General features: G+C 68.5%; 24 protein-coding genes. 6 read left to right on the forward strand and 18 right to left on the reverse strand.

The annotated features are described in order from the left end of the window. Positions 1–73 precede the first annotated feature (73 nt). From ABGA98_RS00200 to ABGA98_RS00210, 3 genes are read right to left on the reverse strand one after another with little or no spacing between them, the layout of a single operon-like run. Positions 74–736, reverse strand: a complete 663-nt coding sequence (locus tag ABGA98_RS00200) for a response regulator transcription factor (protein WP_132598294.1) — start codon at positions 734–736, stop codon at positions 74–76. Then, complete coding sequence (locus ABGA98_RS00205) at positions 733–2,142, reverse strand: HAMP domain-containing sensor histidine kinase (protein ID WP_347616095.1); 1,410 nt, start codon at positions 2,140–2,142, stop codon at positions 733–735. The genes ABGA98_RS00200 and ABGA98_RS00205 overlap by 4 nt, the downstream gene beginning before the upstream one ends. Positions 2,143–2,154: 12 nt before the next feature. Then, positions 2,155–2,514, reverse strand: coding sequence for a hypothetical protein (locus ABGA98_RS00210; protein WP_347616096.1), 360 nt, complete (start codon positions 2,512–2,514; stop codon positions 2,155–2,157). Between the two features lie 135 nt (positions 2,515–2,649). Here ABGA98_RS00210 and ABGA98_RS00215 point away from each other — a divergent pair, with 135 nt between their 5' ends. Further along, positions 2,650–2,838 carry a hypothetical protein gene (locus tag ABGA98_RS00215; protein ID WP_347616097.1) on the forward strand — a complete coding sequence of 63 codons (189 nt, stop codon included), beginning with the start codon at positions 2,650–2,652 and terminating at the stop codon, positions 2,836–2,838. 107 nt (positions 2,839–2,945) lie between these two features. On the opposite strand, the gene ABGA98_RS00220 is transcribed toward ABGA98_RS00215, so the two are convergent. The 8 genes from ABGA98_RS00220 to ABGA98_RS00255 all read right to left on the reverse strand — a co-directional run bounded on the left by ABGA98_RS00220 (position 2,946) and on the right by ABGA98_RS00255 (position 8,749). Continuing rightward, the gene (locus tag ABGA98_RS00220; RefSeq protein WP_347616098.1) at positions 2,946–3,122 is read right to left on the reverse strand and encodes a hypothetical protein; all 177 of its coding nucleotides are present in this window, start codon (positions 3,120–3,122) and stop codon (positions 2,946–2,948) included. Between the two features lie 69 nt (positions 3,123–3,191). Further along, positions 3,192–4,679 carry a hypothetical protein gene (locus ABGA98_RS00225; protein WP_347616099.1) on the reverse strand — a complete coding sequence of 496 codons (1,488 nt, stop codon included), beginning with the start codon at positions 4,677–4,679 and terminating at the stop codon, positions 3,192–3,194. Continuing rightward, positions 4,676–5,404, reverse strand: a complete 729-nt coding sequence (locus tag ABGA98_RS00230; RefSeq protein WP_347616100.1) for an ABC transporter ATP-binding protein — start codon at positions 5,402–5,404, stop codon at positions 4,676–4,678. Before ABGA98_RS00230 ends, ABGA98_RS00225 begins: the two co-directional genes overlap by 4 nt. After that, positions 5,401–5,973 carry a redoxin domain-containing protein gene (locus ABGA98_RS00235; RefSeq protein ID WP_347616101.1) on the reverse strand — a complete coding sequence of 191 codons (573 nt, stop codon included), beginning with the start codon at positions 5,971–5,973 and terminating at the stop codon, positions 5,401–5,403. Before ABGA98_RS00235 ends, ABGA98_RS00230 begins: the two co-directional genes overlap by 4 nt. Then, entirely contained in the window at positions 5,970–6,539 is a 570-nt protein-coding gene (locus ABGA98_RS00240; protein ID WP_347616102.1) for a MauE/DoxX family redox-associated membrane protein, read from the reverse strand. The genes ABGA98_RS00235 and ABGA98_RS00240 overlap by 4 nt, the downstream gene beginning before the upstream one ends. After that, entirely contained in the window at positions 6,533–7,432 is a 900-nt protein-coding gene (locus tag ABGA98_RS00245) for a hypothetical protein (protein WP_347616103.1), read from the reverse strand. The genes ABGA98_RS00240 and ABGA98_RS00245 overlap by 7 nt, the downstream gene beginning before the upstream one ends. Further along, positions 7,429–8,640: an MvdC/MvdD family ATP grasp protein gene (locus ABGA98_RS00250; protein WP_347616104.1), complete on the reverse strand. Its 1,212-nt coding sequence runs from the start codon at positions 8,638–8,640 to the stop codon at positions 7,429–7,431. Before ABGA98_RS00250 ends, ABGA98_RS00245 begins: the two co-directional genes overlap by 4 nt. Then, entirely contained in the window at positions 8,540–8,749 is a 210-nt protein-coding gene (locus ABGA98_RS00255) for a hypothetical protein (RefSeq protein WP_347616105.1), read from the reverse strand. Before ABGA98_RS00255 ends, ABGA98_RS00250 begins: the two co-directional genes overlap by 101 nt. A 151-nt stretch (positions 8,750–8,900) precedes the next feature. On the opposite strand from ABGA98_RS00255, the gene ABGA98_RS00260 reads away from it, so the two are divergent. Both ABGA98_RS00260 and ABGA98_RS00265 read left to right on the forward strand, forming a co-directional pair. Continuing rightward, a complete protein-coding gene (locus ABGA98_RS00260) occupies positions 8,901–11,744 on the forward strand; it encodes an AAA family ATPase (protein WP_347616106.1) in 2,844 nt (947 codons plus the stop codon). Positions 11,745–11,856: 112 nt separating this feature from the next. Next, entirely contained in the window at positions 11,857–12,273 is a 417-nt protein-coding gene (locus tag ABGA98_RS00265) for a helix-turn-helix transcriptional regulator (RefSeq protein WP_347616107.1), read from the forward strand. Positions 12,274–12,349: 76 nt separating this feature from the next. Here ABGA98_RS00265 and ABGA98_RS00270 read toward each other — a convergent pair whose 3' ends face one another. The 5 genes from ABGA98_RS00270 to ABGA98_RS00290 all read right to left on the reverse strand — a co-directional run bounded on the left by ABGA98_RS00270 (position 12,350) and on the right by ABGA98_RS00290 (position 19,903). After that, positions 12,350–12,595: a hypothetical protein gene (locus ABGA98_RS00270; RefSeq protein WP_347616108.1), complete on the reverse strand. Its 246-nt coding sequence runs from the start codon at positions 12,593–12,595 to the stop codon at positions 12,350–12,352. 32 nt (positions 12,596–12,627) lie between these two features. Then, positions 12,628–16,761 carry a toxin glutamine deamidase domain-containing protein gene (locus tag ABGA98_RS00275; RefSeq protein WP_347616109.1) on the reverse strand — a complete coding sequence of 1,378 codons (4,134 nt, stop codon included), beginning with the start codon at positions 16,759–16,761 and terminating at the stop codon, positions 12,628–12,630. 3 nt (positions 16,762–16,764) lie between these two features. Further along, positions 16,765–17,055: a hypothetical protein gene (locus tag ABGA98_RS00280; RefSeq protein ID WP_347616110.1), complete on the reverse strand. Its 291-nt coding sequence runs from the start codon at positions 17,053–17,055 to the stop codon at positions 16,765–16,767. A 224-nt stretch (positions 17,056–17,279) separates the two neighbouring features. Then, complete coding sequence (locus ABGA98_RS00285; protein ID WP_347616111.1) at positions 17,280–17,774, reverse strand: hypothetical protein; 495 nt, start codon at positions 17,772–17,774, stop codon at positions 17,280–17,282. Between the two features lie 620 nt (positions 17,775–18,394). Next, positions 18,395–19,903, reverse strand: coding sequence for an alpha/beta fold hydrolase (locus tag ABGA98_RS00290; protein WP_347616112.1), 1,509 nt, complete (start codon positions 19,901–19,903; stop codon positions 18,395–18,397). 531 nt (positions 19,904–20,434) lie between these two features. On the opposite strand from ABGA98_RS00290, the gene ABGA98_RS00295 reads away from it, so the two are divergent. Next, on the forward strand, positions 20,435–21,703 hold the full coding sequence (locus tag ABGA98_RS00295) for an ATP-binding protein (protein ID WP_347616113.1): 1,269 nt from the start codon (positions 20,435–20,437) through the stop codon (positions 21,701–21,703). Between the two features lie 794 nt (positions 21,704–22,497). On the opposite strand, the gene ABGA98_RS00300 is transcribed toward ABGA98_RS00295, so the two are convergent. Together ABGA98_RS00300 and ABGA98_RS00305 are read right to left on the reverse strand one after the other, a co-directional pair. Continuing rightward, positions 22,498–22,767, reverse strand: a complete 270-nt coding sequence (locus tag ABGA98_RS00300) for a dihydrofolate reductase family protein (protein ID WP_347616114.1) — start codon at positions 22,765–22,767, stop codon at positions 22,498–22,500. A gap of 563 nt (positions 22,768–23,330) precedes the next feature. Beyond that, positions 23,331–23,732 carry a hypothetical protein gene (locus ABGA98_RS00305; RefSeq protein ID WP_347616115.1) on the reverse strand — a complete coding sequence of 134 codons (402 nt, stop codon included), beginning with the start codon at positions 23,730–23,732 and terminating at the stop codon, positions 23,331–23,333. 749 nt (positions 23,733–24,481) lie between these two features. Here ABGA98_RS00305 and ABGA98_RS00310 point away from each other — a divergent pair. Further along, positions 24,482–25,159 (forward strand): hypothetical protein, encoded by a 678-nt coding sequence (locus ABGA98_RS00310; RefSeq protein WP_347616116.1) that lies wholly within the window; start codon positions 24,482–24,484, stop codon positions 25,157–25,159. A 71-nt stretch (positions 25,160–25,230) separates the two neighbouring features. After that, a complete protein-coding gene (locus ABGA98_RS00315; RefSeq protein WP_347616117.1) occupies positions 25,231–26,631 on the forward strand; it encodes a transcriptional regulator in 1,401 nt (466 codons plus the stop codon). Positions 26,632–26,633 lie beyond the last annotated feature (2 nt).

Raw genomic sequence — 26,633 nt, forward strand, 5'->3', positions numbered from 1 at the left:
CACGTTTTCTCCCTCTGTAGTGCCGTTGATGAACAGCCTCTACGTAGGGGGTGAAGCAACCGTGAGGTGATGATTAGGCGACTCTCATCCGGTAACCGGTGCCACGGACGGTCTCGATGCGCTCGGCGCCGATCTTGCGGCGCAGATAGCGTACGTACACGTCCACGACGTTGGAGCCAGGGTCGAAGTCGAAGCCCCACACGTGGCTGAGCAGCTGCTCGCGGGTCAGCACCTGGTCGGGATGGCGGCAGAAGATCTCCGCCAGCGCGAACTCCCTGGCCGACAGGTCGACCGCGCGGTCCCCCACGTACGCCCGCCGCGTGCGCAGGTCGAGCGACAGGTCGGAGACCCGCAGCACGGTCACCTCGGGCGTGCGCTCCGCGCGCAACCGCAGCCGCACCCTGGCCAGGAGCTCCTCGAAGGCGAAGGGTTTGGCGATGTAGTCATCGGCGCCGCCCTCCAGCCCCGCCACGGTGTCGCTCACGCTGTCGCGCGCGGTCAGGATGATCACGGGCATGGTGACCCGCGACTCGCGCAACCGCCGCAACACCGTGAACCCGTCGCTCAGCGGCAGCCCGATGTCGAGGATGAGCAGGTCGAACCCGCCCGCGCAGGCCAGGTCGTACGCGGCGACCCCGTCGCCGACCACGGCGGTCACGAAGCCGTTGGCCCGCAGCCCTTTCTCCACGAAGGAGGCGATCCTGGACTCGTCCTCGGCGATCAGAATGCGGTTCACCACTGCCTCCACGCCTGCCGCAGCGGCAGGGTCATGACAAAACAGGCTCCTCCGCCAGGAGCCTCCGTCACTTTCACGTCGCCCCCATGGGCCTCGGCGATGGATTTGACGATGGCCAGCCCCAGGCCGGCCCCGTCGTGGACGCCGTCGTGGGCGCCGGTGCGGCCCGTGCCGCGCACGAACCGCCCGAAGATGCGTTCGCGATCGGCGGGCGGCACGCCGGGGCCGCTGTCGCGTACCCACAGCTCCACCTGCCGGTCGCGGACGGCGGAGCCGACGGCGACCAGGTCACCGTCGGCGGTGTGGCGCACGGCGTTGGCCGCCAGCTGCATGAGCGCCTGCGTGAGCCGCTGCCGGTCGGCCGGGAGCCGCGCCTCGGCCACCTCGTCGACCCGCCACCGGCGTTCGCCGAGCGCGCGGGCCTTGGCGACCACGCTGACCGTCAGGTCGGCCAGCTCGACGTCGTCGACCGTGAGGAACCCCGGCTGCTCGGCCTTGGCGAGGGTGAGCAGGTCGTCGACGATGCGGTTCATGCGGTCGAGCTCGTCGGTGACCAGGGCGATGGTCTCGGCGCGGTCGGCGGGGTCGTCGCCCATGAGCTCCAGGTGGCCGCGGATGACGGTGATCGGGGTGCGCAGCTCGTGTCCGGCGTCGTCGAGGAAGCGCCGCTGCCCGACGAACGCGCGCTCCAGCCGGTCGAGCATGTGGTTGAACGTCGCGGCCAGCGCCGCCACGTCGTCGTTGCCGGGCACATCGAGCCGGCGCGTGAGGTCGGTGGAGTCGCTGATCTGCTCCGCGGTCTGCCTGACCAGCCGGACCGGGGCGAGCACGCGTCCGGCCACGAGCCAGCCGGCGCCGCCCGACAGCGCCATCGCGGCCAGCGCGGACAACCCGAGCGTGCTCACCGCCTCCACGATCTCGTCGCGGTGCCGCTCGTAGAAGATCGCCACGACGAAGTGGCCCTGGCGGGGGTCGCCCTGCACGCGCACCGGGATCACGGCGTACTTGACCGGGCCCTGCGCGCTCTCGACCGTGCCGCGCTCGGCCTCGGTGGCCTCGGCCAGGCCGGCGACCAGCTCGGCGTCGGTGTCGAGGCGTACGGGCGGCGGGATGGCGGTGACCTTGTGGGCCTCGCCGTCGACGATGCTGAAGAAGGTCTCCCACCGGTCGGGCGTGTTGACCGACAGGTAGCCGTCGAGCAGGTCTTCGAGTGCGGTGAACGAGTGGCCGGTCTTCGGGTGGACATAGGCGCGCAGCTTGTCCACCTCGTTGCTGATCTCGAGGTTGATCCGGCTGTCGAGCCGGGCGAGCAGGACGGACCAGGTCGCGAAGATCGATACTGACAGGGCGAGACCGACGACGGCGAGCATCCAGCCCACGATCCGGGCACGGGCGCTCACCCGCATGCGACCTCCCCGTCAGTCGTCGTCATCGTCATCGCCGTCGTCACCATCATCGTCGTCATCGCCACCGCCCGGTCTCGGCGAAGGTGGCCTGACCGGCTCCGCCTTCGTCCTGCGCGGGGTGGGGCCAACGCTGTGGCGGGGCTCCGGGCTCTTGGACGGCGAGCCGGAGACGGCGGGCTCGGAGGTCGTCTGGCCGCTCGGGCCGGGATCGGACGTCCGGGGATCGTCCGTGCGGTGCCCGTCCGGTGAGGGCGTCACGACGACGGGCCCGCCCAGGTCGGGCTCCTCGGCCGCCTGCACCAGCCCCACCGACATGAATCCCGCCACGGCCGCCGCCAGGACGAGGAGGATCACGGTTCCCCGCTGCTTCATGGGGTCGAGCCTGACGCCCTTCGAGGAGACCACTCTGAGGTGTGGATGAGAGAACTCTCATCTGGACCCCGCGCCAACGCAGTAGAATGTTGTTCTGTTACCGGCCGATCGGCTCAGGCTTCAGGAGGAGCACGGATGCGCGTCGAGGGCAAGGTCGTCGTCACGGGTGCGGCCGGCGTCATCGACGGCCACGGCCTGGACGCCTCCGCCCAGGACTGGAACCGCCTCTACGCGGTCAACGTGCTGGCCCACGTCTACGCCGCCCGCGCCGCCGTGCCCTCCATGATCGCCCGCGGGGCATGTCCCGCTTCGTCGACTCACTGACGGGCTGAAACAGCGGCCCGCCCGCGGACCGCACCGCGCTCGCCGGCCCCCGGATCGGCGAGCGCGGCGATGGCCTCCGGCGGTACGGCCCGTGGCAGGCCCTCTCGCTAGACCGGGCAGCTGGAGCCGAGCCGCTCCCAGGGCGAGCAGTTGTCGGCGGAAGAGGAGCAGCACAACCTCCTGTGCCAGCCGTTCAAGAAGCACTTGTACTGGTACGCGCACACGGCCGCCGCCTTCTCCTCCGGAAGTACCAGCGCCAGAGCCCTGTCGATGATCACTCTCACGTCCTGCCTCCTCGTATCGCCTGCCTACTGACGGTTGTGGCGATTATCGGGACGGGCACTCGCCGCCGGTTAGCGCGGCGATAGCGCGGTGCGCGCCGCCGGCGAGCGAGGCAGGGCACGGGCAGCACCGGCCCAGATCGCCACCGCCGCCATCGACAGGCTCGCCACGGCCATGGCCGGTGGCGCGTCCACGGCCAGCAGGATCGTGCACGGTGTCCAGCCGAGCCCGCACAGTGCCAGTGCGAGCGTGAACCTCGCCGCGAGCGGGTCGATGAGCGCTCCGGCCAGCTCGCTCGCGCCGGCGATGAGCACGGCAGTGATCGGGGCCAGCAGCACCCCGGCCCACCACATGGTCGCCCCGACCGCGGGCGAGAGGATCTGGGGCAACCACAGCACCTCCAGCGCCACGGCCGTGCGCGCCACTGGGAGGATGTTGGCCCAGATCAGGACCCGCTCCATCCGCATGCCCGTCACCCGCGCGAAGTGGTGGTCGCGCTCGACTGCCAGGCCTCCGACAAGATGCTCGCCCAGCAGATGCGGCACCGCCGGCAGCAGCGGAACCCAGCCGTACGCGGGAGCCACCACCATGAGTCCCGCCACCGCCGCCAGGAGCAGGACGGGCATGACCAGACGGTCGACCAGTACCCGCCGCTCCTGCGCCAGGGCCCGGTAGAGCACCGCTCGCTCACCGGTGAGTGCCGGAAGCCGCCTCAGCGAGGCGACCCCCGTTCGGAACCGCTCGGCTCCCAGCTCCTGGCCGGAATGGGAGTGGCGCAGCACCTCCTGCGCGCCGGCCCTCTCCCGCGCAGCCGCGTCGGCGGGCTCCTGGTAGCCGTCGGCCATGGTGATCAGGAGAGCCGCTCCGCACATGAGAGACGCCAGGCCGGTCAGCAGCAGGGGCGCCGATCCTGGTGCCGGTTCGAACAACAGTCCGGCCAATCCCCGCACGAGCGGCGCCAGCCGTACCCAGGCCGCGGCGGGCAGGTCGGAGGCGTATGAGACCAGCATCGCCACGGCCCACACCGCTCCGGCGATGCGCAAGGTCACGCGCGCCACGGCGGGCCCCAGCACCAGCAGATGGCGCACGCACGCGACCAGTCCGAACAGCAGGAGCAGCACGGCGCAGGCGGCGGCCGGCTGCCACGCCCACACCGGGTCGAGCCCCGCCCACCAGCGTGTGAGCGCTCCGGCGGCAAGGACCATCAGCGCGAAACGTGCCGGCCCGGCCAGCAGATGCCTGGCCAGCAGGGCGCGGCCGCCTCCGGGGGCGGTCAGCGACCACGAGGCCTCGGCGGTCGACAGCCGCAACGGTGAGCGGCGCGTCGCGGTCAGCAACATCAGGGGAAGGATCAGCGGCGCGACGGTGGTGACCCGGTCGGCCACGCCGTCCTGGCCGGGAGGCGCGAGCGCGGTGAGCCGCAACTGGAGCAGGGCCACCACTGCCGCCCCCGCCGCCAGCAGCAACATCCGCCACGGGCGCAACTCCCGTACCCGCCGGGACCAGGCGGCGCAGGAGAGGTAGACGAGGGCGCGGCTCGCGGCCGCGAACGCCTTCACCGGCTCTCCGCCGTCAGGGCGAGATAGACCTCTTCGAGCCCGATCGGCCCGGACAACCCCGCCTGGCGCACGAGGCTGGAAAGGTCGCCGCCGGCTATGACCCGTCCGCTCTCCAGCACGATCACGCGATCGGCGATGCGCTGTGCGTCATGCAGGATGTGGGTGGCCACCACTACGGCCGCACCACCCGCCGCCAGGTCGGCGAGGGTGGCGCGCAGCCGCATGGCGCTGTGGGGGTCCAGGCCGTTGAACGGCTCGTCGAGCAGCAACACCTTGGCCCCGTGCAGCAGCGCCATGACCAGGGCGAGCCGGCGCCGCAGCCCTTGCGAGAGCTCGTGGGGCAGCGCGTCGCGCCGGTCGGTGAGCTCGAATCGCTCCAGCAGTTCGCGGGCGCGGGACTCCCATGCGGGCAACCGGTAGGCCAGGGCGACGAAGGTGATGTGCTCCCAGAGCGACACTCCCGGGTACAGGTCGGGCTGCTCCGGCATGTAGGACACCGCCTGCTGGGCCCGGGTGCTGCCGGGTGAGTGGCCACCGACCAGCGTGGCGCCCGCGTCGAGCCGTACGAGTCCGGCCGCCGCCTTGAACAGCGTGGACTTGCCGGCCCCGTTGTGCCCCAGCAGCGCGGTGATCTGCCCGTACTCGCATCGGAAGGTCGCACCGTCCACAGCCGTCCGCTCCGCGAACCGTTTGACGGCTGCCTCGCACTCCCACGCCGCCGTCATCGCGTGCCTACCACGTCCGCCTGCCAGCCGCGCACGAGGCTCTGCCAGCCCTGCGAACCGAGGGGGCCACTGCCGCGCACTACGCCCGACTCCACGTGGCAGTAGAGCGGCGTGGCCTGCCGCGGGTTGTAGAGCTCTCGCAAGGGGTGGCCCGGCGCGGCCAGCACGGTCCGGGCGGGAACGTCGTGTTCGGCGACCAGCCGCTCGGCCTCGGCACGGCTCCCTGACTCCTCGTCGAAGACCACCATCACCAGTTCGCTCCCCGCGGACGCGGCCAGCGACCACAGCGCTCTCATGTGAGGGAGGTGCTCGCGGCAGCTCGGACAGTGGTGGGAGACGAAGACGAGGGTGAAGGAGCGCTCGGCGTAGTTTTCGGTGTCCACCACCGCCCCGTCGAGCGTGGACGCGGAGAAGGCCGGCGCGGGCGTGCCCTCGGGGAGTCCCAGGTCGGCCGGCTGATGGCGGAAGGGATCGAGCACGAACCTGAGCTTGGCCGCCATGAGGAGGGTCAGCGCCACCGAGCCGAGCAGGACGGCCCAGGTGAGGGCGAACATCGTCGTCGTGGTCATGAGAGGCTCTCCTTCGTGGCCGCCGCCTGCCGCGCCGGGCGCAGGATCAGGCCCAGATCGGGCAGGCGCAGCCAGACAGTGACGAACAGCAGGGCCATCACCGCGACGAGCGCGAGCGCGTCCGCGCGGAGGACACCCTGGTGCGGCGTCAGCACCCGCAGGACGAGCGCGGCGCAGGCGCAGGCGATCAGCCCGGCGTTACGGAGCAGGTCGAGCGCCGAGATGGGCTGCGTGCTGCGGCCGAAGCAGTTGCAGGAGATCCTCCGCCCCCTCAGCAGGGCCAGCGTGAGCTGGGCCGAGAACAGCAGCAGGAGGCCCGCGGCGAGCAGCAGCCCCCACGTCAGCGCGGCGCCACCGGCCGCGATCAGCACGGCGGCGGTGCCCTCGGCCAGCACCACCGCGGTCGCGGCGGGCCGGGCTGCGCGGGCGGGCAGGCCCGACAGGTCGGCGGTCGCCTTCGTGAAAGCCGGCAGGTTGCGCAGCTTGGCCACAACCGCCAGGACGAAGACCAGCGTCAGGCTCAGACGGAAGAACAGCAGCGCGTATTCGGGAAAAGGGCTCAGCATGCGCGTTCACCTCCGGTGTGGTCGAACTCCCAGTAGGGGCGGGGCGGCTGGTCGGGCGTGGGGGCGGTGAAGAACCTGCGGGCGCGAAAGCCCTCGGCGTCGGCCACCATGCCGAGCAGGCCGCCGCATTCGTCGCTGCGCGTGAGCCACTCGCGCAGGGGCTCGGCACAGCGCCACATCAGCTCCTCCTCACGCGGACTCGGGATCGTCACCCGAAGCCCCAGCCGCGCGGTTTCGGCACGCGTGATGGCGTGGCCGTGGCTGTCGTAGCCGGAGACCAGCTCGTCGACGATGCGGGCGCGTCCCTCCTCGTCCAGGCCGGGCCGCTGGAGGGCGATGAGCTCCCGTGCCGCCCTGCGGATGTTGCGGTCGGCGCGGTAGAAGGTGGACAGCGTCGTGGGGAACAGCCGCTGGCTGACGGCCGAGAAGATGTGCGGCTGGTCGGCCTTCTGGTCCAGGCCGAACCACTCACCGGCCATCCGGGGCAGGAGCCGGATGTCCTCGGCGGAGATACGGCCAGGGCCTGCCGCGTGCTCTCCCAGGGCGGAGACGTGCGGGTCGATCGGCCCGAGTTGCGCCATCGGGCCCAGCACCAGCTCGTCAGCGGCCAGGCACAGCAGGGTGCCCGCGGATTCGGCGTGGTCGGGAACGAGCACGGTCAGCCTGTCGGCGTGCTCGCGCAGGAGCAGGGCGATGCGCCGCGTGGCGTCCACGTCGCCTCCGCTGGTGAAGAGCACGAGGTCAATGCGCTCGGCGCGCTCGCGGCCGCGCAGGCACTCGTACAGAGCGTAGGCGTGCGCGGCGTCGAGGCGGTCGGCCAGCAGCGCGAGAGCCCGGCCACCGCGTACGCTCTCCAGCTCGGCCAGCACGTCGGCGACCGCGTGCCCGCTCACGACGGTCGTCCCGCGTTGAGCAGGCAGCCGGCCAGCGCGTCCGTCATGCGCAGCTCCGGCACGCGCTCCTCGATGTAGACGAACTGGCCGATGGGATTGTTCTCCAGGAAGACGTGGCGGCCGTCCGGAGTCAGGATGAGGTCGAGCGCGCCGAAGGTCAGGCCGTAGCTGTGCACGAACTCCAGGCATCGTCCCGCCACCTCATCGGGCAGCCGGGCCGCGCGGTAGGGCACGTCCACGTCGAAGTGCCGCAGGTCCACCGCGGTCTCCGGACGTGCCTGCGAGTGGATTTCGGCGGCGAAAACCTCATCGCCGATGACGGTCACCCGCAACTCCCTGTCCTTGTCGACGTACTCCTGGAAGAGGCAGGGGGTCAGGCGAACGGCCTCCAGCGCCGCCAGCTCGGCCTCACCGAGCATGGTCGTCGGCATCTCCAAGGCCGTCGGCGGTCCGGTCATCCCTTCCGCGGCGGGCTCGACGGAGGCGAGCCCGGCGGGTCCTGTCATGCTTTTGAAGATCGTTCTTCCACCGCACTCGGCGTGGAAGGCGCGCACCGCTTCCGGGTCGCTGGTGATGAGCGTGCGCGGCACCTCGAAGCCCATGCGTGCGGCCCGTCGCAGTTGCTCGGGCTTCCAGCTCGCCGCCCTGACGTCGCCGGGGCGGCTCATCCAGTAGCAGTCCAGCGATGCCAGGAGCCCGCCCATGGTCTGCTCCAGCTCCGCGACGGCGAAGGCGCGCTCCAGCGGCCCCAGCGCGGCCGACGGACCGTAAGGGTAGGGGCGGCGCAGCCACACCGACCGCACGCGCTCCAGGTCGGCCACGCGGTCACCGGCACTCATGTGAAACCCGCCCGTCCAGCGCGGGCCGCGCAGCGCCGTACGGATCACCGCCGCGTCGGGCAGGTCGTCGGAATTCAGCCGCACGGGCTCATGACCCCAGCCGGTCAGTTTTTTTATAACGACGTCGGCATGCGGGTCCATTGTGTTCGTGAATATCAGTATCTGCGATTCCTGCATTTCTGCGGCCCGCCAGTTCGAAGGGATAGAACGGGGTGGGGAGCTCGGGGCGGACGCCGCGGGTGCGTCCGCCTCGAGCTGTCCCGGCGGGTCAGCAGCCGATGGGGCCGGTGTCCCAGAGCTGGCGGTTGTAGGTGATGCAGCCGCCGAGAGCGCACACCTTGAACTTGGTGCAGTAACCGGCGGAGACATCGTCCCCGCCGACCCACACCTGCTGGTCGGCGTCGTAGGCGCCGGTCGGCTCGCCGGTCGCCTCGGCGGGGACGGTGCGCGCGATTCCCAGACCGAACGGAGAATTCATTTTCTGTTCCCTTTCTTTGGGGCGATGTCTTTATCGTGCCGACGGCCGGGCGATGACGACAGTCACGAAAACACCTGACAGCCGCATAGTCAGGCAACCGCGCAGGCAATAGAGTTGAAGATCATTGATCTCGCGTGGCTGGAGGTCGTACGTGGACGGTCGGGTCAGGCGGCTCGTGGGCAGGCAGGCCGAGCTCTCGGCACTCGACGGCGTGCTGGAGACCACTCTCGCCGGGCGTTTTCAGCTCCTGGCGGTGACCGGCGAACCCGGCGTGGGCAAGTCACGGTTACTGGATGAGGTGACGTCCAAGGCCGAGCAGCGTGGCATGTGCGCGGCCAGGGGACTGGCTTCGGAGTACGAGTCCGATCTGCCGCTCGCCCTGGTCGTCGACGCCCTCGACGAGCGGCTTGCCGGCCTGCGCGCGGAGCTGGGTGAGCGCCTCGGCCGGCCGGCGATCTCCCTGCTGGCCTCCGTCTTCCCCGCTCTGGCCGGCGAACCGGCCGGCGAGGCGCAGCTGAGTCCCTTTACCCGCAACCGGTTCTACCGGGCCGTCAGGGGCGTGCTGGAGGAGCTGGCCGCTCCCGGAGGTCTGGCGCTGGTGCTCGACGACGTGCACTGGGCCGACGAGGCCTCGGCGGAGCTGCTCGGCTATCTGATCCGCCATCCGCCTGGCGGCGGCGTGCTCATGGCGCTGGCCTACCGTCCCGCGCAGGCCCCGTCCCACCTGGCCAAACTGGTGCAGCCCGCCAAGCACGCCCACCGGCTGGCGGTGGATCCGCTGAGCCATGCCGAGGTGGAGGAATTTCTCGGCCCGGCGGCCGGGCCCGCCCGTTCACAGGCGTTGTACGAAGTCAGCGGCGGCAACCCCTTCTATCTGGAGGTCCTGGCCGACCTGGATTCGCCGGTCATGGCCGAGGCGACGCCGGGCGGTCTGCCCGCCGACCTGCGTACCGCGCTCAAGCTCGAACTCGACGCGCTGCCGCCCGACGCGCTGCTGGTCGCCCACGGCGCGGCGGTCGCAGGCGAGGAGTTCGATCTGCCGATCCTGGAGGTGGCCGCTGCGCTGCCGGAAGAGGCGGTCGCAGAGAGCATGGACCGGCTGGCCGCTCGCGACGTCATCCGCCCGGCCAGGTCGGCGAGTCACTTCCGCTTCCGCCATCCCCTCGTCAGGAGCGCCGTCTACGACTCGGCAGGCGCCGGCTGGCGGGTGCGGGCGCACGCGCGCATCGCCGCGTACCTCGCGACGATAGGCGCGCCGGCGTCGTTACGCGCCCACCACCTGGTGCAGTCGGCCCGGCCCGGCGACGCCGGCGCGATCCGGACGCTGAAGTCGGCAGCACGATCGGCGGAGGAACACGCTCCCGCCACAGCCGCGCGCTGGCTGCAGGCGGCGCTGCGCCTGATGCCGGAGGAGGAGCAGGACCGGGTGGAGGTCCTCATGGAGCTGGCCAGGCTCCAGGCGATCAGCGGCCAGCTGCACGAGGGCAGCAGCACCGCGCAGCAGGCGCTGCGGTTGCTGCCCGACTCCGATCACGCGCGACGGGCGTCGGTGGTCCGGCGCTCGGCCATGATCGATCGGATGCTCGGCCGACCGGCCGAGGGGCAGGCCCTGCTCATGGCGGAGCTCAACCGCATGCCCCATCCCCTGCTGCGTGCGGCGGTGCCCCTGCGGTTACGGCTCGTCGGGGACAACCTCATGCGCGGTGACGTCCAGGCCGCCCGGCACTACCTTGATCTCATCCCGGAGATCCCCGTCCAGGAGGAGCCGGGCATGGCCGTGGCCGTGGCCGCGCTGCGGCCCATAACGGCCTATTCGGCCGGGCGGGCGGAAGACGCGCTCTTCCACATCGAGGCCACGGAGCGCCTGGCCGGCAAGACCTCCGACGAGCACCTGGCCGAGTGGATCGACGCCCTGTCCTGGTTCTGCTGGGCACAGACGCTGCTGGGCCGCCAGCAGCCGGCGCTGCACTGGTTCTCGCGCGCTGTCGCCGTGGCCCGATCGACGGGCCAGAACTACATCCTGCCGAACCTGCTGGCCGGGCAGGCTCGGACGCTCTGGCAGGCCGGCGAGCTCTCGGCAGCGGAGATGGCGGCCGACGAGGCGACAGAGATGGGCAGATCGCTGTCCTCGGTGCAGCTGCTGGCCTTCGGACTGACCGAGCGCTGCCTGGTGGCCTCCTGGTCGGGGCGTCACGAGGAGGCCCTGCGACACGCCGAGGAAGCGATGCAGGTGTGCGCGGGCAGAGCGGAATCGTGGGCGGCCACCGCCCGCTATGCCGGTGCACGGGCGCTGATCAACTCAGGGGAGGTGGCCGCGGGCGCGCAGGCGCTGGAACAGGTCTGCGCGCCGTCCACCAGGATCCTCCTCGACCGGGCCACGCTGCTGGCCTGCTACGAGGCCATGGCCTTCGCCGAGATGGCCCAGGAGCGAGGCGAGCAGTCCGCGCTGTGGGCCGAGCGCGCCACCCGCCTTGCCTCGTCCGCCTTACCCGCCTCCCAGGCAATGGCCCGGCTGAGCAGAGCCCACGCGCTGCGCCTCAACGAACCCGCCGCCTCGGCCGGGCAGGCCGCACGCGCAGCCGAGGAGTTCACCCATGCCGGGCACTGGGTCGATGCCGGGCGCGCATGGCTGGTCGCGGGCTCCGCCTTCACCACCGCGAACACGCGCGGCCCCGCCCGTACGGCCCTGCAACGAGCAGCGGAGATCTTCGTCCGATGCGGTGCCAAGCACCTGCTGGCCGAAACCGTCCGGGAGCAACGCAGGAGCGGTGTGCGGGTGTCGTCGTCGCCGGGCCGCGCGGCGGGGCCGTTCGGGCTCTCGCGCCGCGAGATGGACGTGGCCGAGTTGGCGGGCGGCGGCAGCAGCAACAAGCAGATCGCCCAGCAACTGTCGATCAGCATCCACACGGTGGAGACCCACCTGTCGCACATCTTCGCCAAGCTCGGGGTCACCTCCCGCATCGGGATGAAGAACGCTCTCGATGGCTGGATGTGACCACTACGCACCCTGATGCGGCAGATCGCGGAAATCAAGGTTTACCGCGATGTCCGCGTGCGCCCTCGTGCCGCATGCTGAGCAGGTCCGCCACAGAGCTTGGGGTGCCCATATGACGATCATCTCTGTTGTCTCACCATCGCCGATCCTCACTCGCGGCCTGTCGGAGGTCCTCCATGAGGAGGGCATCGACGCCGCCACCATCACACCCGTCCTCCTCCTGGTGTCCGGCGGGGAGCACGGTGAGCTGATCGAGAGGGTTGTGGGGGTGATTCAGGAAGCGGTGGAGGACCCGCCGCCGCATCATCCCGATCTGTCCATCAGGGAGAACGAGGTTCTCCAGCGGGTCGCCGACGGCCTGACCCAGCAGCAGATCGCCCAGAGCCTGGGCATCAGCCGGCACACCGTCGACACCTACCTGCGCAGGATCAGGACCAAGCTGGGGCTGGGCAACAAGGCCGAACTCACCAGGGCGGCCATGCTCGGCCATCGGGCTGAGCCGACACTGACGGCGGGCCGGAGCGCATGAAGCGCCGAGGGCAGTGGCCCGGCGCGTGTCGGGGCCGAAGCCCTTGGTGTGCTCCACCGGCGCCGGCCGCCCCGGGTCAGGGCCAGGCCGCCGCGCCCCGTCGGTAGGCCTGGAAGGCGCGTTCACCGCCTGCCCGCATCGCGAACCGGACCCCGCCGTCGCCCGGCCACGGATGCCTGTGGTCGAACCCGCCGGTGTAGATCTCGGCCGGTATTCCGTCGGGAAACGCCTCACAGAAGGGCGTGTACCGCCCGGCGGGCCCGGCGTCCGGCTGCTGCCGCAACCTGGCGCACGCGTCACAGATGCTGGGCCGGCGCCTCATGTCTCCTCGTCCTCCCTCGGCGTACGTCCCCCTCACCCCGTACGGAAGAAGTGGAACAGGGTGAAATCCGTGTTGGCGCTATGGGTCGGACCGATATGTCGTAGCTGCGCATCGATATAGATGACCTCCCCGTTCAGGTTCATGACGTTGTACACGTGTCCGGTGGCGTCGGGAGCCCCGTTGGGACGCGCGACGACGATGCCGCGCGCTCCAGGGCCGGCCATCCGGACGAGCGCGTCGATGTCCCAGAAGCTGCGCAGCCCCATGTGCCGTTCCGTGGCACGGGCCGAGAAGGTCCTTTCCGACTGGGCGTGCTCTGCTCCGACACACGGTCCGGCGACCGCCGGGCGTCCGCTCAGGACTTCGTCGACCGCGAGGGAGGTCTCGGGGCAGTTGGTCTGCCAGTTGGTGGGGTTGATGTGCGGGAGGATCCTTCGCAGGTCGTCCATGGTGGAGGGCCGGCGTCCCATGCGGTGGAGAAGGTGTTTGACCACTTCATAGCCCGCGCGCATGTCCTGGGCGTGATCGGGCCGCAGTGCCTCGTAATGGTGCAGGTGCTCCGTCCCCATGGGGCGCAGGTGCATGAGCGGCACCTGACCCGGCGTCCGCGGGTCCATCGGCCGGATGACGTTGTCCGGCGCGTTGCCCGCGGGCCCTGCGGGCGGGCGGACGTTGCCCGGCTGCACGGCGGGGAAGCCGCGCGGAGGCGTGGGCGTGTCGTCGGCGAAGACGGGCCGGATACCGTGCGGAGGCGTGGGCGTGTCGTCGACGAAGACAGGCCGGCCGCCGTGCGGAGGCACGGGTGTCTCGTCTGCCCAGGGCGTGCCCCGCTTCTCCGCGCCGCCCCGTGCTCCTCCCACGCCGAGGAGCTGGTCCATGGTGAGGCCGAAGTCCGCCAGCAGCACGTCGCCGATGAAGCCGATCCCCGTGGTGATGTCGTCGTGCTCCTTGAAGGCCAGCCAGTCGTCCACCTCGGCGGCTCCCTTGAACTTGTACCAGTTCCTCCTGTCGGCACCGGCGAGGTTGTGCGCCTGCGCGAACCGCGCCGCGGACTCGAGGATCTCCGCGACCTCCTCGTCATCGTTCGACCGGTCATAGGCGTCCGCGAGCCGGTTCGCCTCGTCCATCAAGGCATGCCAGCGGTTCCGTTCGGCCGGCGATTCGTAGGTCTCACCCCAGTCGGACGGCTCGTCCGGCACGACGACACGCCTGTGCCCTCCCGCCGCCGAGGGCTTCGCAGGCGGCCTGTGCCCCCCGGCCGCGGAGGGCTGCGCGGGCGACATGGAACCGCCGCGACCGGCACCCCGTGACGCTCCCCGCCTGGCGGCGCTGTCCAGCAGGAAGCGCATCCACTCCGACCGCGGGCGCACCGCGTCGGCCAGGGCCGCGATCTGCTCCGGGCCGCGCCCCCTCTCCAACTTGTGTACCAGCCGGGCCGCACGCTGCTCGGCCGAGTCGTTGCGCCGTAAATCCTGCTGGGCCTCGTGCAGCCGTTCGTCCAGCCGCCGCAGCCCTTTGATGTCGCGGCCGCCCGCGCCTCCCCAGCCTGACTCGCTGCGGCGGCGGGCGTGGACCATCTCGGGCGCCGCGACGGCCAGGGCGTCCACGCTCCGCGCGACGACCGGTCCGGCGCCGCTCTCGCCGGAGAAGTGCCGGTCGATGAACCGGCCCACGGCATCGGCGAGCGGCCGTGGCCTGTCCATGGCACGGTATTCGGTGAAGGCCTCGGCGATCATGTCGCGCGGGGTGTTCGCGCCGTACGTGGACAGCCCGTGCTCGACCGCCGCGACCAGCGCCTGATCGTGTGTCCCCGCGATGTCGTACGGCCGGCCGAGAACCTGGGAGACGACCCGGTTCAGCTCCGCACGCATGGCCGCGTCCTCCAGGATCCGCTCCGCCAGGTGCTCGCCGAACTCGTGATGGACGATTCCCCCCGGCGACCCCCCTCCAGGCACCGTCCACCCCGTCTCCTCCTCCAGCGACGGACCGGACGTCCTGACGTGCTCGTTGATGGCGGACGCGTTGAGGTACAGGCCGGAACTGCCGCCCGCCCCGTCCTGGTACGCGAGCAGGTTCGGATCGTACGGGAAGTGGCCGGCGGGGTCCCGCACGCCGACGACCTCCAGCGTCCTGAACTGTGCGGGATAGTCTCGCGCCAGGTCGTGCACGGCTTCCCGTACGCGCTCGGCGGGCACGGCGTCCAAACCCCCAAGATCCACGACCACACCGCCGACCACCTCGACGTCTACGGCGTTCGGACCCGGCGCCGGGACTGCCTCCCCCGCGCGTGAACCCAGCCGCGCGGGTGAAACAGGCCCCGACGCCGGTGCGGCTTCGGCCTGTGAGCCGTCCAGCCTCCTGGCAAGCGACTCCAGGGTCGGCACCTGGTCGATGGATCCGGAACCGCCGCCTGGCCTGCTCGTGGCTGCTGGGCTCGTTCCGGCGTCCTGGCTCCGCCGCACCTGCCCACCGTCTGTCGCGCCGGCTGCCGGGCTCCCCCCGAAGCTCTGCGGCCGCCGCACCTGCCGGCCGCCTGACCCGCCCAGCGGGACGTCGCCCGGTCCCCCGCTGTTCGAGCTGGGACCGGCTGGAGTGTTGTGGACGGCCGGGGGCGTTCCCGTCGTCGCGGGCGACGATGCTCCCTGTGTCTGAGCCGAGGCCGTCGTCGCGGGAGAAGGGGGCGGGGCACCCACGTCGAGCGGCGACGATGCCTGCGCGGCAGGACCGGACGCCGAGGCAGGCGCAGGCTGGGCCGCGAACGCGCTGGAACCCTGCGGTTCGCGGGCAGGCGCGCCGGGCGCCGGCCCGCGGTCTTCGTGTCCCGCGAGGCCGGGTGCCGGAAAGGCCGGGGCGGACGAAGGCGTGGCGGCATCGGCGCCGACCGGAACCGACGCGGAGTCGGCCGGGACCGGCGCGGGATCGGACGAGACCGGCTCGGACCCGGCCGATGGGACCGGCGCGGGGTCGGAGGTGGCGGCCGGAGGTGCGGCGGGTGGGAGAGACGGGTCCGCCGCGGGTGCGGGGCCGGCGGCCCCGGAAACGGGCGCGGCAGCAGGGCCCGCGACCCCGGGAAGCCCGGGAAGCCCGGGAACGGGCGCGGCGGCGAGGCCCGCCACCCTGGGAAGCCCGGAAGGGGGTTCGGCGGTCCCTGAAGGGCTGGGAGGAGGCCCGGAAGGGCTGGGAGGAGGCCCGGAAGCGGGGCCGACGGCCCCCGGAAGGCCGGGGAAAGACCCAGGAGCGGAGCCGGCGGACCCCGAAGGACCAGTCGACGGCGCGGTGGGGGTCGGGCCGGCGTCGAACGGGGTGACCAGCTCGCGGATGCCCGTGGCGGTGCCGATGACGGATTGGGAGACGCCCGCCCGGGCCATGTCCTCGAGCGAGACGGGCTGCCCCGTGATGAAGCCCATCACAGCGGCCGCCGCCGCGCCACCGGTGGCACCGCTGAACGCGCTGTGGCCGGCGGATCGCAGCAGCAACATCCGGCCGGCGTCGGCGATGCCGGTCTCGCCCGGCGCGCCCCTGCGGTTCATGGCGCCCTGGGTGAGGCTCTGCACCACCGACTCCATGGCCTCCTGGAAACCCTCCATGGCGGCCTTGCCGAGATCGATCCGATCGCGGTTGCCCTGGAACGCCTGTATGCCCTGGACCGCCATGGACAGACCGGCGCCCGTCGCGAAGTCGACGGCGGCGTACCGCAGCATGGCCTGCAGCAGTTGCCGGTAGATGAGCGTGATCCGCATGCGCTGCTGAGCCAGCCGGGCCGCGACCGCAGCCGCGGTGATCCCGCCGGCCCAGAGCGCGGTCACGAGCCGCACGATCGACATGACCACCACGGCCAGGGTGGCGAGGATCATCATCTGGGCGTACTCGATCTCGGTGGCGGCGTCCTTGAACTGGGTGCCCATGGCCCGGCAGAGCTGTTCGAGCCGGGCGGCCGACTCGCGCAACTCGGTCGCGCGGCTTGAGAACGCCTCGGACGAGTCGCCCTTGTTGTGCGACCTCACCTGGCCGAGGGCCTCGTCCAGGGCGGGAAGGAGCGCCTTTATGTCGTCCGCGGCGCGCAACCACGCGTCGCCGAGGCGGCGCATGGCCTCCAGGTCGACATCCGGCCACTCGCAGCCGCCGAGCCATCCGGCCGCCCATTCGGCCCAGGCAGGGAACTCCATGGATCAGGCCTTCGGCCCCATGCCGTCGTCGGTCTCCGCCGCGAGGCGACCCATATCCCCGACGCCGTCCGCCGTGCCGGACAGTTGCGTGATCACCTGGCCGAACACCTGCATCGCGACTTCGCCGTTGAGCTTGAGCGATTCAGCGAGCTGCCGGCCCGCCTCGTCGTTCCGCTCCCAGCCCTCGTTGGCGGCGATCTCCCCCTCCAGCATCGACCTGATCGTGTCGAGCTCCCCGGCCAGTGCGTACAGCCGCGCGGCGTCGCCGGACAGCCCTTCAGGCTGCACTTCCATGCGCCTGACGTTCACATTCCGCCTTTCCTCGGGTGCGTTATGGCGCCGATCCAGCGGCTCGTGTTATGTGCGGCTGGATTTCAGGTCGACTACCGGCGAAATAATGTGAACGCAGTTTCGGATTGCGGCATCAGGCCATCGTACTGTCGCTGCGCCGCAGAGCAGAATGCATCAAAAAACTTCGAAATATGGCCCGCGCCTTCGACGGAAGCACGTCCGGCCGGTCATCCCGCCCGTGGTCGGCTTCGCCAGCGGCGCAGGAAAATGATGACCACCGACGTACCGGAGATGAGAAGACCTCCGAGGATGATGATTGGCGGGATGACGTCCATCCGCTCCTCGACGGCGTCAGGAAGCCGGAACATGCCGGGCCCCACCGCGAACGTCCCCGAGTCGTCGATGGCACCGCAGGTGATCGTGTACGTGCCCGGCGGCACCGGATTGTCGGAGGTGAGGGTGACGACCCAGTCCTTGCCACCGACGGTCGTGCTCGGGCCCGGGCTGTGGTCGAGTTCGATCGCCCGGCCCGCGGAGTCCTTCACCTCGCAGAAGGTCGCGTAGTTGGGCGGCTCCCGGAAGATCGCCAGGCCCTCGCGGTCGAGCCGTACGGTCTGCTCCTGCCCCGCCCGCAGATCGGCGACGGGATCCGGCGGCACCTCCAGCAGCCACCAGAGCAGCCACAGGCCGGCCGCGACCACGACCAGAACTCCGACAGGCACCAGATACCAGCGAGCCGACGGCCGCGGAGACCTCTCAGACCGTGGGTATGCCATGCGAGGGAGATTAGCGACGCGACAGGACGGACAGGACCCTTCGCCAAAGCTGGAACACCGGGAAAATGACGTCCTGCGTCGTGCCCGCCCCTTCGACGCCGCGTCGTCCGAGGAGCGGGCCTTCGCCCGTAGCCGGGCGGGCCTACGCGGCGTCGTGCAACGCTCGGATCGCCGCGAGCACCTCGTCCCGGTTACCGGCCGCCACGCGGGCAGCCGTTCCGCTGCGGCGTCCACTCGGCGACGTGGCCGCACGCAGGGCACGTCAGCCGATGCGGCGCCGTAAACCAGCCGACCACGTACGTGTGCCCGTCCCGGTGGTCAGGATGCACGGCCACCAGCGCGCGACCGTCGCACCGCGGGCAACGGACCAGGATCTTCCTGGCGGAATGCCACAGACGGACCCCAGGATCCCGGAACCGGCGCCCGCCGTCCTGCTCACCCTCCATACGGTTCATCCTGCCGCCTGCCCGGGCCGGATGGTCGCGCCCAGGCTGTCCCACCATGCCTGCCGGACCGGCCCGGCAACAGATGTGGGACCGGCGTCAGCCCGGACGCCGGCCCGTCTACTACTGCTTGACCTTGGCGCCGGCTGCCTGGCCCGCCGGGCAGCGCAGGCCCTGGGGAGGCACGGTCAGCGAGATCAGGTACTTGTCCATCGCCGCCGTGGTGCACTCGGTCCTGCCGTAGATGCCGTGGCCCCAGCCCTCGTAGCTGAGCAGCGCGGCCTTGGGGCCGAGCTGGCGGGCCACGTTGGCCGACCACGCGTACGGCGTGGAGGGGTCGTGCCTGGAGGCGCCCACCAGCAGCGGAGCACTGCCCTTGTACCGCAGCCGGTGCTGCGGGTTGTTGACCGGGTGGCCCTGGCACCTCGGCATGTCGCCCATCGGCATCGGGTTGTACCGCATGTCCGGGGCCACCGCGTTGGCGCCGCGCATCACATCGGCGTACTCGGCGTAGTTCCGGAGCGACAGCTTGAAGTCCTCGCAGAGGATCGCGGTGGGGAATTCGGCGAACTTACCGCTCACGGGCCCGTTGCCGGGAGGGCCCGGCATGTCCTTCGGCACCGGCCCGCCGGCCAGGGCGCGCAGCACCTTGGCCTCCAGCGGCCAGTCCGGCCCTTCGTTCATCACCACGCCCAGCCAGAGGAGGTTGTGGGCGCTGACCGGGCGGTCGGTGTGGTCCGGCCAGTACAGCTTGCCGCTGTCCGCCTTCTTGAGCAGTCCCTTCCACAGCGCCCGGACGTCGCGCCCGTGCAGGACGCAGTCGGTGTCCCGCTTGCACCAGGCGACGAACTCGTCGAAGCTGTCCTGGACGGCGGCCGCCTCGCTCACCTGGAACGCCTTGGCGTTCAGGCTGTGGTCCATGTTGCTGTCCAGCACCATGGCCCGGATCCGGTTCGGAAAGAGCTCGGCGTACATCTGCTGGGCGAGCGTGCCGTAGGAGACGCCGTACGAGGTCAGCTTGTCGTCGCCGAGCGCGGCGCGGATGGCGTCCATGTCACGGGCCACGTTGGCCGAGTCGATGTGGTCGTACAGAGGGCCGGTGCGCTTGCGGCAGTCCGCGCGCAGCTTCTTGTTGAAGGCGATCCACTTGTCGTAGTCGGCCTGGCTGGTCATGACCTCGTACGGGATCTTGTTGTACACCGAAGCCGAGCAGGTCACCGAGCCGCTGCGGGCGACGCCCCGGGGATCGTAGCTGACGATGTCGAACCGCCGCTGCACATCCTCGCTGAACCCGGAAGGGCGAAGGATGTCGTTCACGCCGGAGTTGCCGGGTCCACCTGGGTTGGTCAGCAGGGATCCGATCCGCGCGGAGGGGTCGGTGGCCTTGCGCCGCGCAAGGGTCAGGTCGACGGTGGGTCCGTTCGGCTTGGACCAGTCGATCGGTACGGCCAGCGTGCCGCACTCGACGGTGGGTTCTTCCTCACACGGCTTCCAGGCGATGCCGCGTTTCCCGACTTTTTCCGTGGCTTTTCCTACGGGGACTGCCGCGTTGGCCGCCTCCGTCGTCGAGACGGTTAAGAAGGCCGCCATCACCACGAAGGCGGTGGCGAGCGTGGACAAGCTTCTCCGCACATTGCTCCAATCGTCGATCGGCGAACCTGGTCGCGCACACGGAAAGGACCGACCTCGACGTGCGCATCCGCCACCCGCGCAGGCGGGGACGGAGGCTCGTCGATGGTCGGCCCGCAGGCTGCTGAGCTGGCCTTAGCCGCTGCAGGATCGTTGATGCCCGCCTCTTTCGATCTTCCAATTCTCAAATTTAACAGGACGAAATCCTCATTTCGTCCTCGATCTTGCCTTACCGCCTTCGTGCGGCGACGGCGACCGAGCCGGCCGGGTCATCGCGGTGGTAACCCTTGGCGTGCGGAGTGGGCAGGGAGACGCCGGCCCACCGGCGAGAACGCGAAGTGATCATGCGGCCAAGCTGGCGATCCTTCTAAGGCCGCATCGATGCTGGAGGCAAGCATCCCGGGGTAGGGCCAGCCCTACCAAGGACCCTCCGCTACGGGCTTTCGACGCCACCGAGGCAAACCTCATCGACCATTCGAGGCGTTGCACGTAGATGATCTGCAGAGATCGACTTAGAATGGATGCAACCTATGGATGAGAAGGCTTGTGATGCTACTCAGGTTCAGAGGAGCCAACCACAGATCGTTCCGGGACGAGTTCGAGATCTGGCTGGCGGCGAGCAAGTTCAACCAGGGGGCACGGCGTCCCGCCGGCCTCGCCGAGGACCCTGACCTGGCCTACCTACCGGCGACAGCGATCTACGGCTCCAACGCGTCCGGCAAGTCGAACGTTCTGCATGCCATCCGCTGGATGCGCCAGGCCGTCCTCAACTCCGTCCATGGATGGTCCGCGCTCGATGGCATTCCGCGCGAACCGTACGAACTCGACCCGGCCGCCCGTTCGGACGCTTCCCTTTTCGAAGTCGACATCGTTCTCGACGGCGACCGGTACGTCTATGGCTTCGAAGTCTCCGACGAGCGAGTCGAAACCGAGTGGCTGCACGCATACCCCGGTGGACAGGCGCGCCGTCAGATCTGGTTCGAGCGCGACGCGGACGTCAGCGAGTCCTTCGCCTTCCCCGGTGAAGGGCTGAAAGGGCCGAAGGAGGGCCTCGTTTCCCAGACCCGGCCGAACGCGCTGTTCCTGACCGTCGCCGCAGCTTTCAACCAGCCCCATCTCAAACCGATCCACGACTGGTTCCGGCACAACCTCTGGTGGATCAGCCCAGGACGCGACTTCGAAGATCGCCAGAGCTTCACCCGCAAACTGCTGGACGATGCACGGCAGCGGGACCGCATCATCGGGCTGCTCAAGGTCGCGGACCTAGGAATCGTGGGAGCCAAGGTCGATCCGCTGACCGGCGAACTCCGGCTCTCGCACCAGGGGACTCATGGCGCTGTCGCTCTGAGCTATGAACGGCAGGAGTCCATGGGCACCCGATCCTGGTTCGCCTTTCTCGGCCTTCTCCTCACCACGCTGGACCACGGTGCGGCTCTCCTCGTCGACGAACTCGACACCAGCCTGCATCCCCTTTTCGCCGCCGAAGTCCTCAGGCTTTTCCAGGATCCCGCAGCCAACCCCAACAACGCACAACTGTTGTGCACGGTCCACGACGCGACCTTGCTGGGCCGCACGCACATTTTTCAGCCGTTGGAACGGGACCAGGTGCGCATCACCGTCAAGAACCAGGCCGGTGCCTCCGAGATCTATCCGCTGACCGACGCCCGTCCCCGCAAGACCGAAGCCCTCGACCGAAATTACCTGGCCGGCGCGTACGGCGGCGTGCCCAGACTGACCGTCGGCGAGATCGCGGAGACTCTTGCCAGTCCTCTCACGGAGCCGACCACGGAGGTGCGCACCTGATGGCCAAACGCGGAGCCCCTGGCGCAGCCGCACCTCCACGTCCAGGTTCGGGCCCCGCAGAAAGAACAACGTCCTGTTCATCGTCTGCGAGGGACAAACCGAGCGGAGCTACTTCCACCACCTCAACCATCGTTTCGGAGCAGAACACAACTTCCAGATCCACCTCACCCCGCGCAAGATCACCGAAGGTCAGCGCTTCGCGTCAGGCCCACCTGGTCGGCTCGGCGGAAACCGTACAACGATTCCGGCGAAACTTCGACGGACCAAGGAGTTCGCAGACTTTGAAAAGCTCGTCGAACCGCATCACTTCGAACAACTGACCAAAGAAGGCCGACAGGCAGCCGCGGTCAAGCTGGCTCACCGCCTCGTGGCCGAATGCGCGAGCGGACGTTGCGCTCCCGCTCCAGAGCCTGGCGGACCTGGCCACGCTCCTACCTGCGACATTCTTCTACGTGATCCTTCTACTGACATCTATCACATCCTTGAGGTGCTCGGCATCGTCTCCTGATGCCGCGACCTGCCCGTGCCCTCCGGTCAAGCGGCTACCCCGTCATGGCGCGCTCTGAGCAGTGACCAGTTGATCATCGCGTGCACCCTGCCCACGCCCGCTGAGCCGTTATAAGCGCCGATCACTCGCACGTGCCGGACCCCCGGCAACGGCCTTCCCTCGCCATCGCGCTTTTGAGTTACGACTTCACTTCCTCAGCTCAGGACGGTGCTTTCTCGACGCGCTCGCGGGCGGGCTGGGTGATGGGCAGGTGGGTGACGGCGATGGCGGCGGTTGACGGCTCGGCTCAGCGGCGGATGCGGTAGCGGATGTGGGTGGCCTCCGGCGTGTCGATCACACGTACGATCTGCAACTCCATGCGCGACGGCAACACCTCGAAGAGCCGCCGGCCACCGCCGAACAACACCGGGATCTGATGGATCTGCACCTCGTCCAGCACCCCGGCCTCGATCGCCCGCTGCGCCGTGTAAGCGCCGATCACGTGCACGTGCCGGTCCCCCGCCGCGGCCTTCGCCCGCGCCATCGCGCTTTCGATCCCGTCGGTCACGTACGTCACCAGAGGATAGTTCGCGACGGACGGTCGGGCGGCCGATGACTGGCCACGAACATCGGGATGCCCTGGCCGTTGTGATCACCACCCCAGTAATCGACCTAGTAACAGACGAGGTGATCCATAACGCGACTGCAGCGAGCGAGAGCCCGATCAGTGGTACGACGCCAGGGACGATCGCCCAAGGTCAGGATCAAGGAGCCTTGCGGCCTCGATCAAATGCTCCTGTGTGACTCATGATCGTGGTAACGAGCGTGGCCACGGCGATGAATGTGCCGCCGCCCCAGCCCAGCGCTCCCGCAACGGCAAATCCGCTCTCTCTTGCGACTATGAATGCAAATTGCGCGACTACTAGCGAGATGAGCATGATCATAGTCACACAGATTCCGATTCGTGATGCGCTGCTCACTATCCCCCCACTTCGCTCAGCTGATGGATATTGGAAGAACCGAAAGAGTCATGCTTCACTCGATCCCACCTGCACTTGACGAGCACTTGCAAGACGACAGGGAGAAAGAGCGACGGCTGTGAGCCCTATAGAAAAATCAGAAAATCGAACACTGCGACAGCTACTCGGGCACTGCAATTCGCAGTACCAGAGCAGCGTCATCATATAGCTTCGCCTCAATAAGTTGCTTAACAATGCGGAGGACATCACTCGTTACGCGCTCGCCGACATGGAAGAGAACCGCCTCAGCTGCCATCCTCAAACTTGCCTCCCGAAGTCGTTTTAAAATGATCGGGAGCTCGATCGAGGCACACCTCGCGCCGGCCAGATGCAGGAGCAACCGGGCATGAGCAAGATCTTCTGCTTCGATCCTCTCGACGATGTAGTCGGCCAAGCGTCTGCCATCCAGTTGCCGGTCCCCTAGGACAGGGGGGACCGGCAACTCGCGCCCGTACATGGCGTTGATTTTGCCTCCAGTGGCCGCCAACGGCGTCCCGGAAGACTCGCTCGTGTGATCACCCATGCGCATTCCCCTTCTGAGCAGCGCCGCCACCCCGACGCCCGTTGCGCTGGCGGCGGAATGCTGAAGCGTGTGCGCTCTCGAGAGCTTCAGAGTCGAAGGGCATGCCCATGCCCTTCACGACCGCCCGTGCGGATGCGATGTTGTACAGGCGCAGGCATGTCCTAAGTTCAGGGCAGCGATGGCCCCCCAGATAGCGCGAGAGCAGCGAGGGCGAGACGTTCAGATCCCTTCCGAGGTCCGCACAAGGCATCTCAGTGATAAGAGCGCGGAGCTGACGGAGCATGTGCGCCAGCCGCAAACGTTCAGGTGATAGCGACCCGTCATCCAGCTTCTTTAGCTCTCCCAACCTCATTGCATCCTCCTTGAGCTGGCATAACCGACATTTCGGGCAGGCCTGACGACGAAACCACGACACGCTTCTTACTCGCGCCGCCCGGGCCAGCGTCAGCCATCGAGAGAGATCAATACCGACCGGGACAGAGGTTTCTGGACAGGGGGCAGGCAGGAGTGGGCTGGAGGCGTAGCGAGGACTCAAGGTGTACCAGATTACAACTCCCCCGGGAGACGGTATGCCAGACATTCTGGCTAAGTCGCAGATGCCAGGGCATGTTGCCACTTGGCGGAAATATCGCGAACGGCTTGCGCAGCCGCGTCGCGGGAGCTCCAATGGAAGTCCACTTGAGGGGCGACCTAGCCTTCCTGCCCGGTCGCCCCTCCTCACCGTGCTTCCTTAAGAGAGGAGCAGCATTGTGCAGGTTCCGTCATGGAAGAACACAGAGCTGGGAACCATGAAGCGCGCCGCTTTGTGGCTGGTCCAGAGGATCGGCGAGGGCAACACCTTCACCAAGGAGGAACTGCGGAGCGACTTTCACGGGGTGGCACAGATTGACCGCCGAATGCGTGACCTGCGTGACTTCGGCTGGCGAATCGACACCAGCCGGGAGGATGCCGCACTCCGCCAGGACGAACAGCGCTTCGTCTCTGCGGGCGAGCCTGTCTGGGAACCCGGCAAGGCTACGAAGAAGAGGGAGGGACATGCAATCAGCGCAGTCCAGCGACGTGAGCTTCTCGCTAGGGCCAACTACGTCTGCCGCTCCTGCGGCATACCAGCAGGACACACTTACAGCGGCACCTACGAGACCGCTCAACTCGACGTTGCACGGCGAGCGGTTGTCTCCTCCGATGGATCTCGTAGCACTCAACTCGTGGTGGAGTGTGGACGCTGTCGCGTAGGTGGCCGGGCTCTGGAGGTCGACCTCGGCGACCTGACGGCACGTCTCAGCCGCCTCTCCGCTTTCGATCGTCAGATCCTGGCCGGCTGGATGCGCGACGGCGAACGTGAGTTCAGCGAGGTGGAAAAGCTTTGGGGTCTCTACCAGGCGCTGCCGGCGGAGTCCCAAGCTGAACTGATGGGCAGGCTTGGGTGAACTGCACATGGGAGTTGGTTACAGCCATGCCTAACATTGTTAGAGATTAGAAGCCGTTCATCAAGAAGGGAATGCAATTGCCAGTCAACTATGGCACTCCGCACCGCGCCGAGGAAAACCGCGCCTTGGTGCGGCAGCGCCTGAGCGAGGCCCACAACACAGGCGGCCTGCAGGAGACACTGACGATCGAGTGGCGCGGAAAAGCGCGTCATGTCGAGGTCATCGACATGCCTGTCGAAAACCTGGTCTACAACCCCAGCACACATCGGATTCGCGCGCAGCGCAGCTTCGACCCAGCACAAGAACAAGAACTGAACAACAACCCCTGGTCAGAAGAGAGTCAAGGTTACTTGGCGTTCCTGCTTCGAGCGCTTCCGTCAGATCCCTCGAAGCCCGATCCGGACTTTGAGACTCTGAAGGAGAGCCTACGAGAGTTCAAGCAAAACGAGCCGGGGCTAATAACCCAAGACGGCGTCCTCGTCAACGGCAACACACGCTGTGTTGCTCTCAAAGATCTAGGTGTCCAGCACATTCGCGTTGGCGTTCTTCCCGAATCATGTACCTGGGAGGACATCAGCGCTGTCGAACTATCCCTCCAGCTTCGGCGCGAGCACAAGCGAGAATACTCCTATATCAACCGGTTGCTCTCGATCGATGAGCAAGTCAGCATGGGCCGGGCGGTCCCGGACATCGCCCGGGAGTTCCGGATGAAACCAAAATCTGTTGAACGGGATATTTGGATCCTCACCACCCTACGTGATTTGATTGCACGTAGTCGTGAAGGCGATCGCCAGCTCCGCCTCATGGACTTCGAAGATCAACAGGAGAAGCTTTCCGAGCTCCACCGGAGATACCAGCTAGAGTCAGCAGCCAGCAAGGAGAGAGCTGATCTGCTCAAGGAGAATCGCCTCGCAGCAATCACATTGGGATACTCGAAGACTGATGTGCGGCACATCGAGGTTGACTTCCGCACCCGATATCTCGATCGTCATCTTTCTGAAGAACTCAGGACCTCGGCGCCAGATACGCCTACATCAACCGCCATTCCAGGGTTGAACAGAAAAGTGCGTGCCGCCAGCGCTCAGGTTACACAGGCCCGCGCCTTTACAGATATCCTTCTGAAGGCTCGGACAGAGGAAAAGAGCAACAACCAAGCTTCGCCTGTTCTACAGCATGCCAGGGAAGCTCTCGATTCCGCGCTTAAGGCAGCCGGCAAGGACAGCCTCATACGCAAGAAGCAAAGGGCTGTGTCGGATCGGATTGACGAGGCCCGAGCGGAAATTGAGCAAAGCATCACGGATCTAGTGCTGGCGCGAGCCTCGAGCAGCCTTGACGAGGAGGCTTACGACGATGCACTCGCCAGCCTGCGCGACGCGCTGGCAAAGCTGGCGGTGGAATCAGCCCGCACCATCAAAGTACCTGGAGACGGCGTGGCCTGGCTGCTGGAGGCCACCGGCGTGGAAGGCAAGTAAAG

Origin of the sequence: Nonomuraea sp. B1E8, from assembly GCF_039871515.1 — a bacterium.
Classification (GTDB): Bacteria; Actinomycetota; Actinomycetes; order Streptosporangiales; family Streptosporangiaceae; genus Nonomuraea.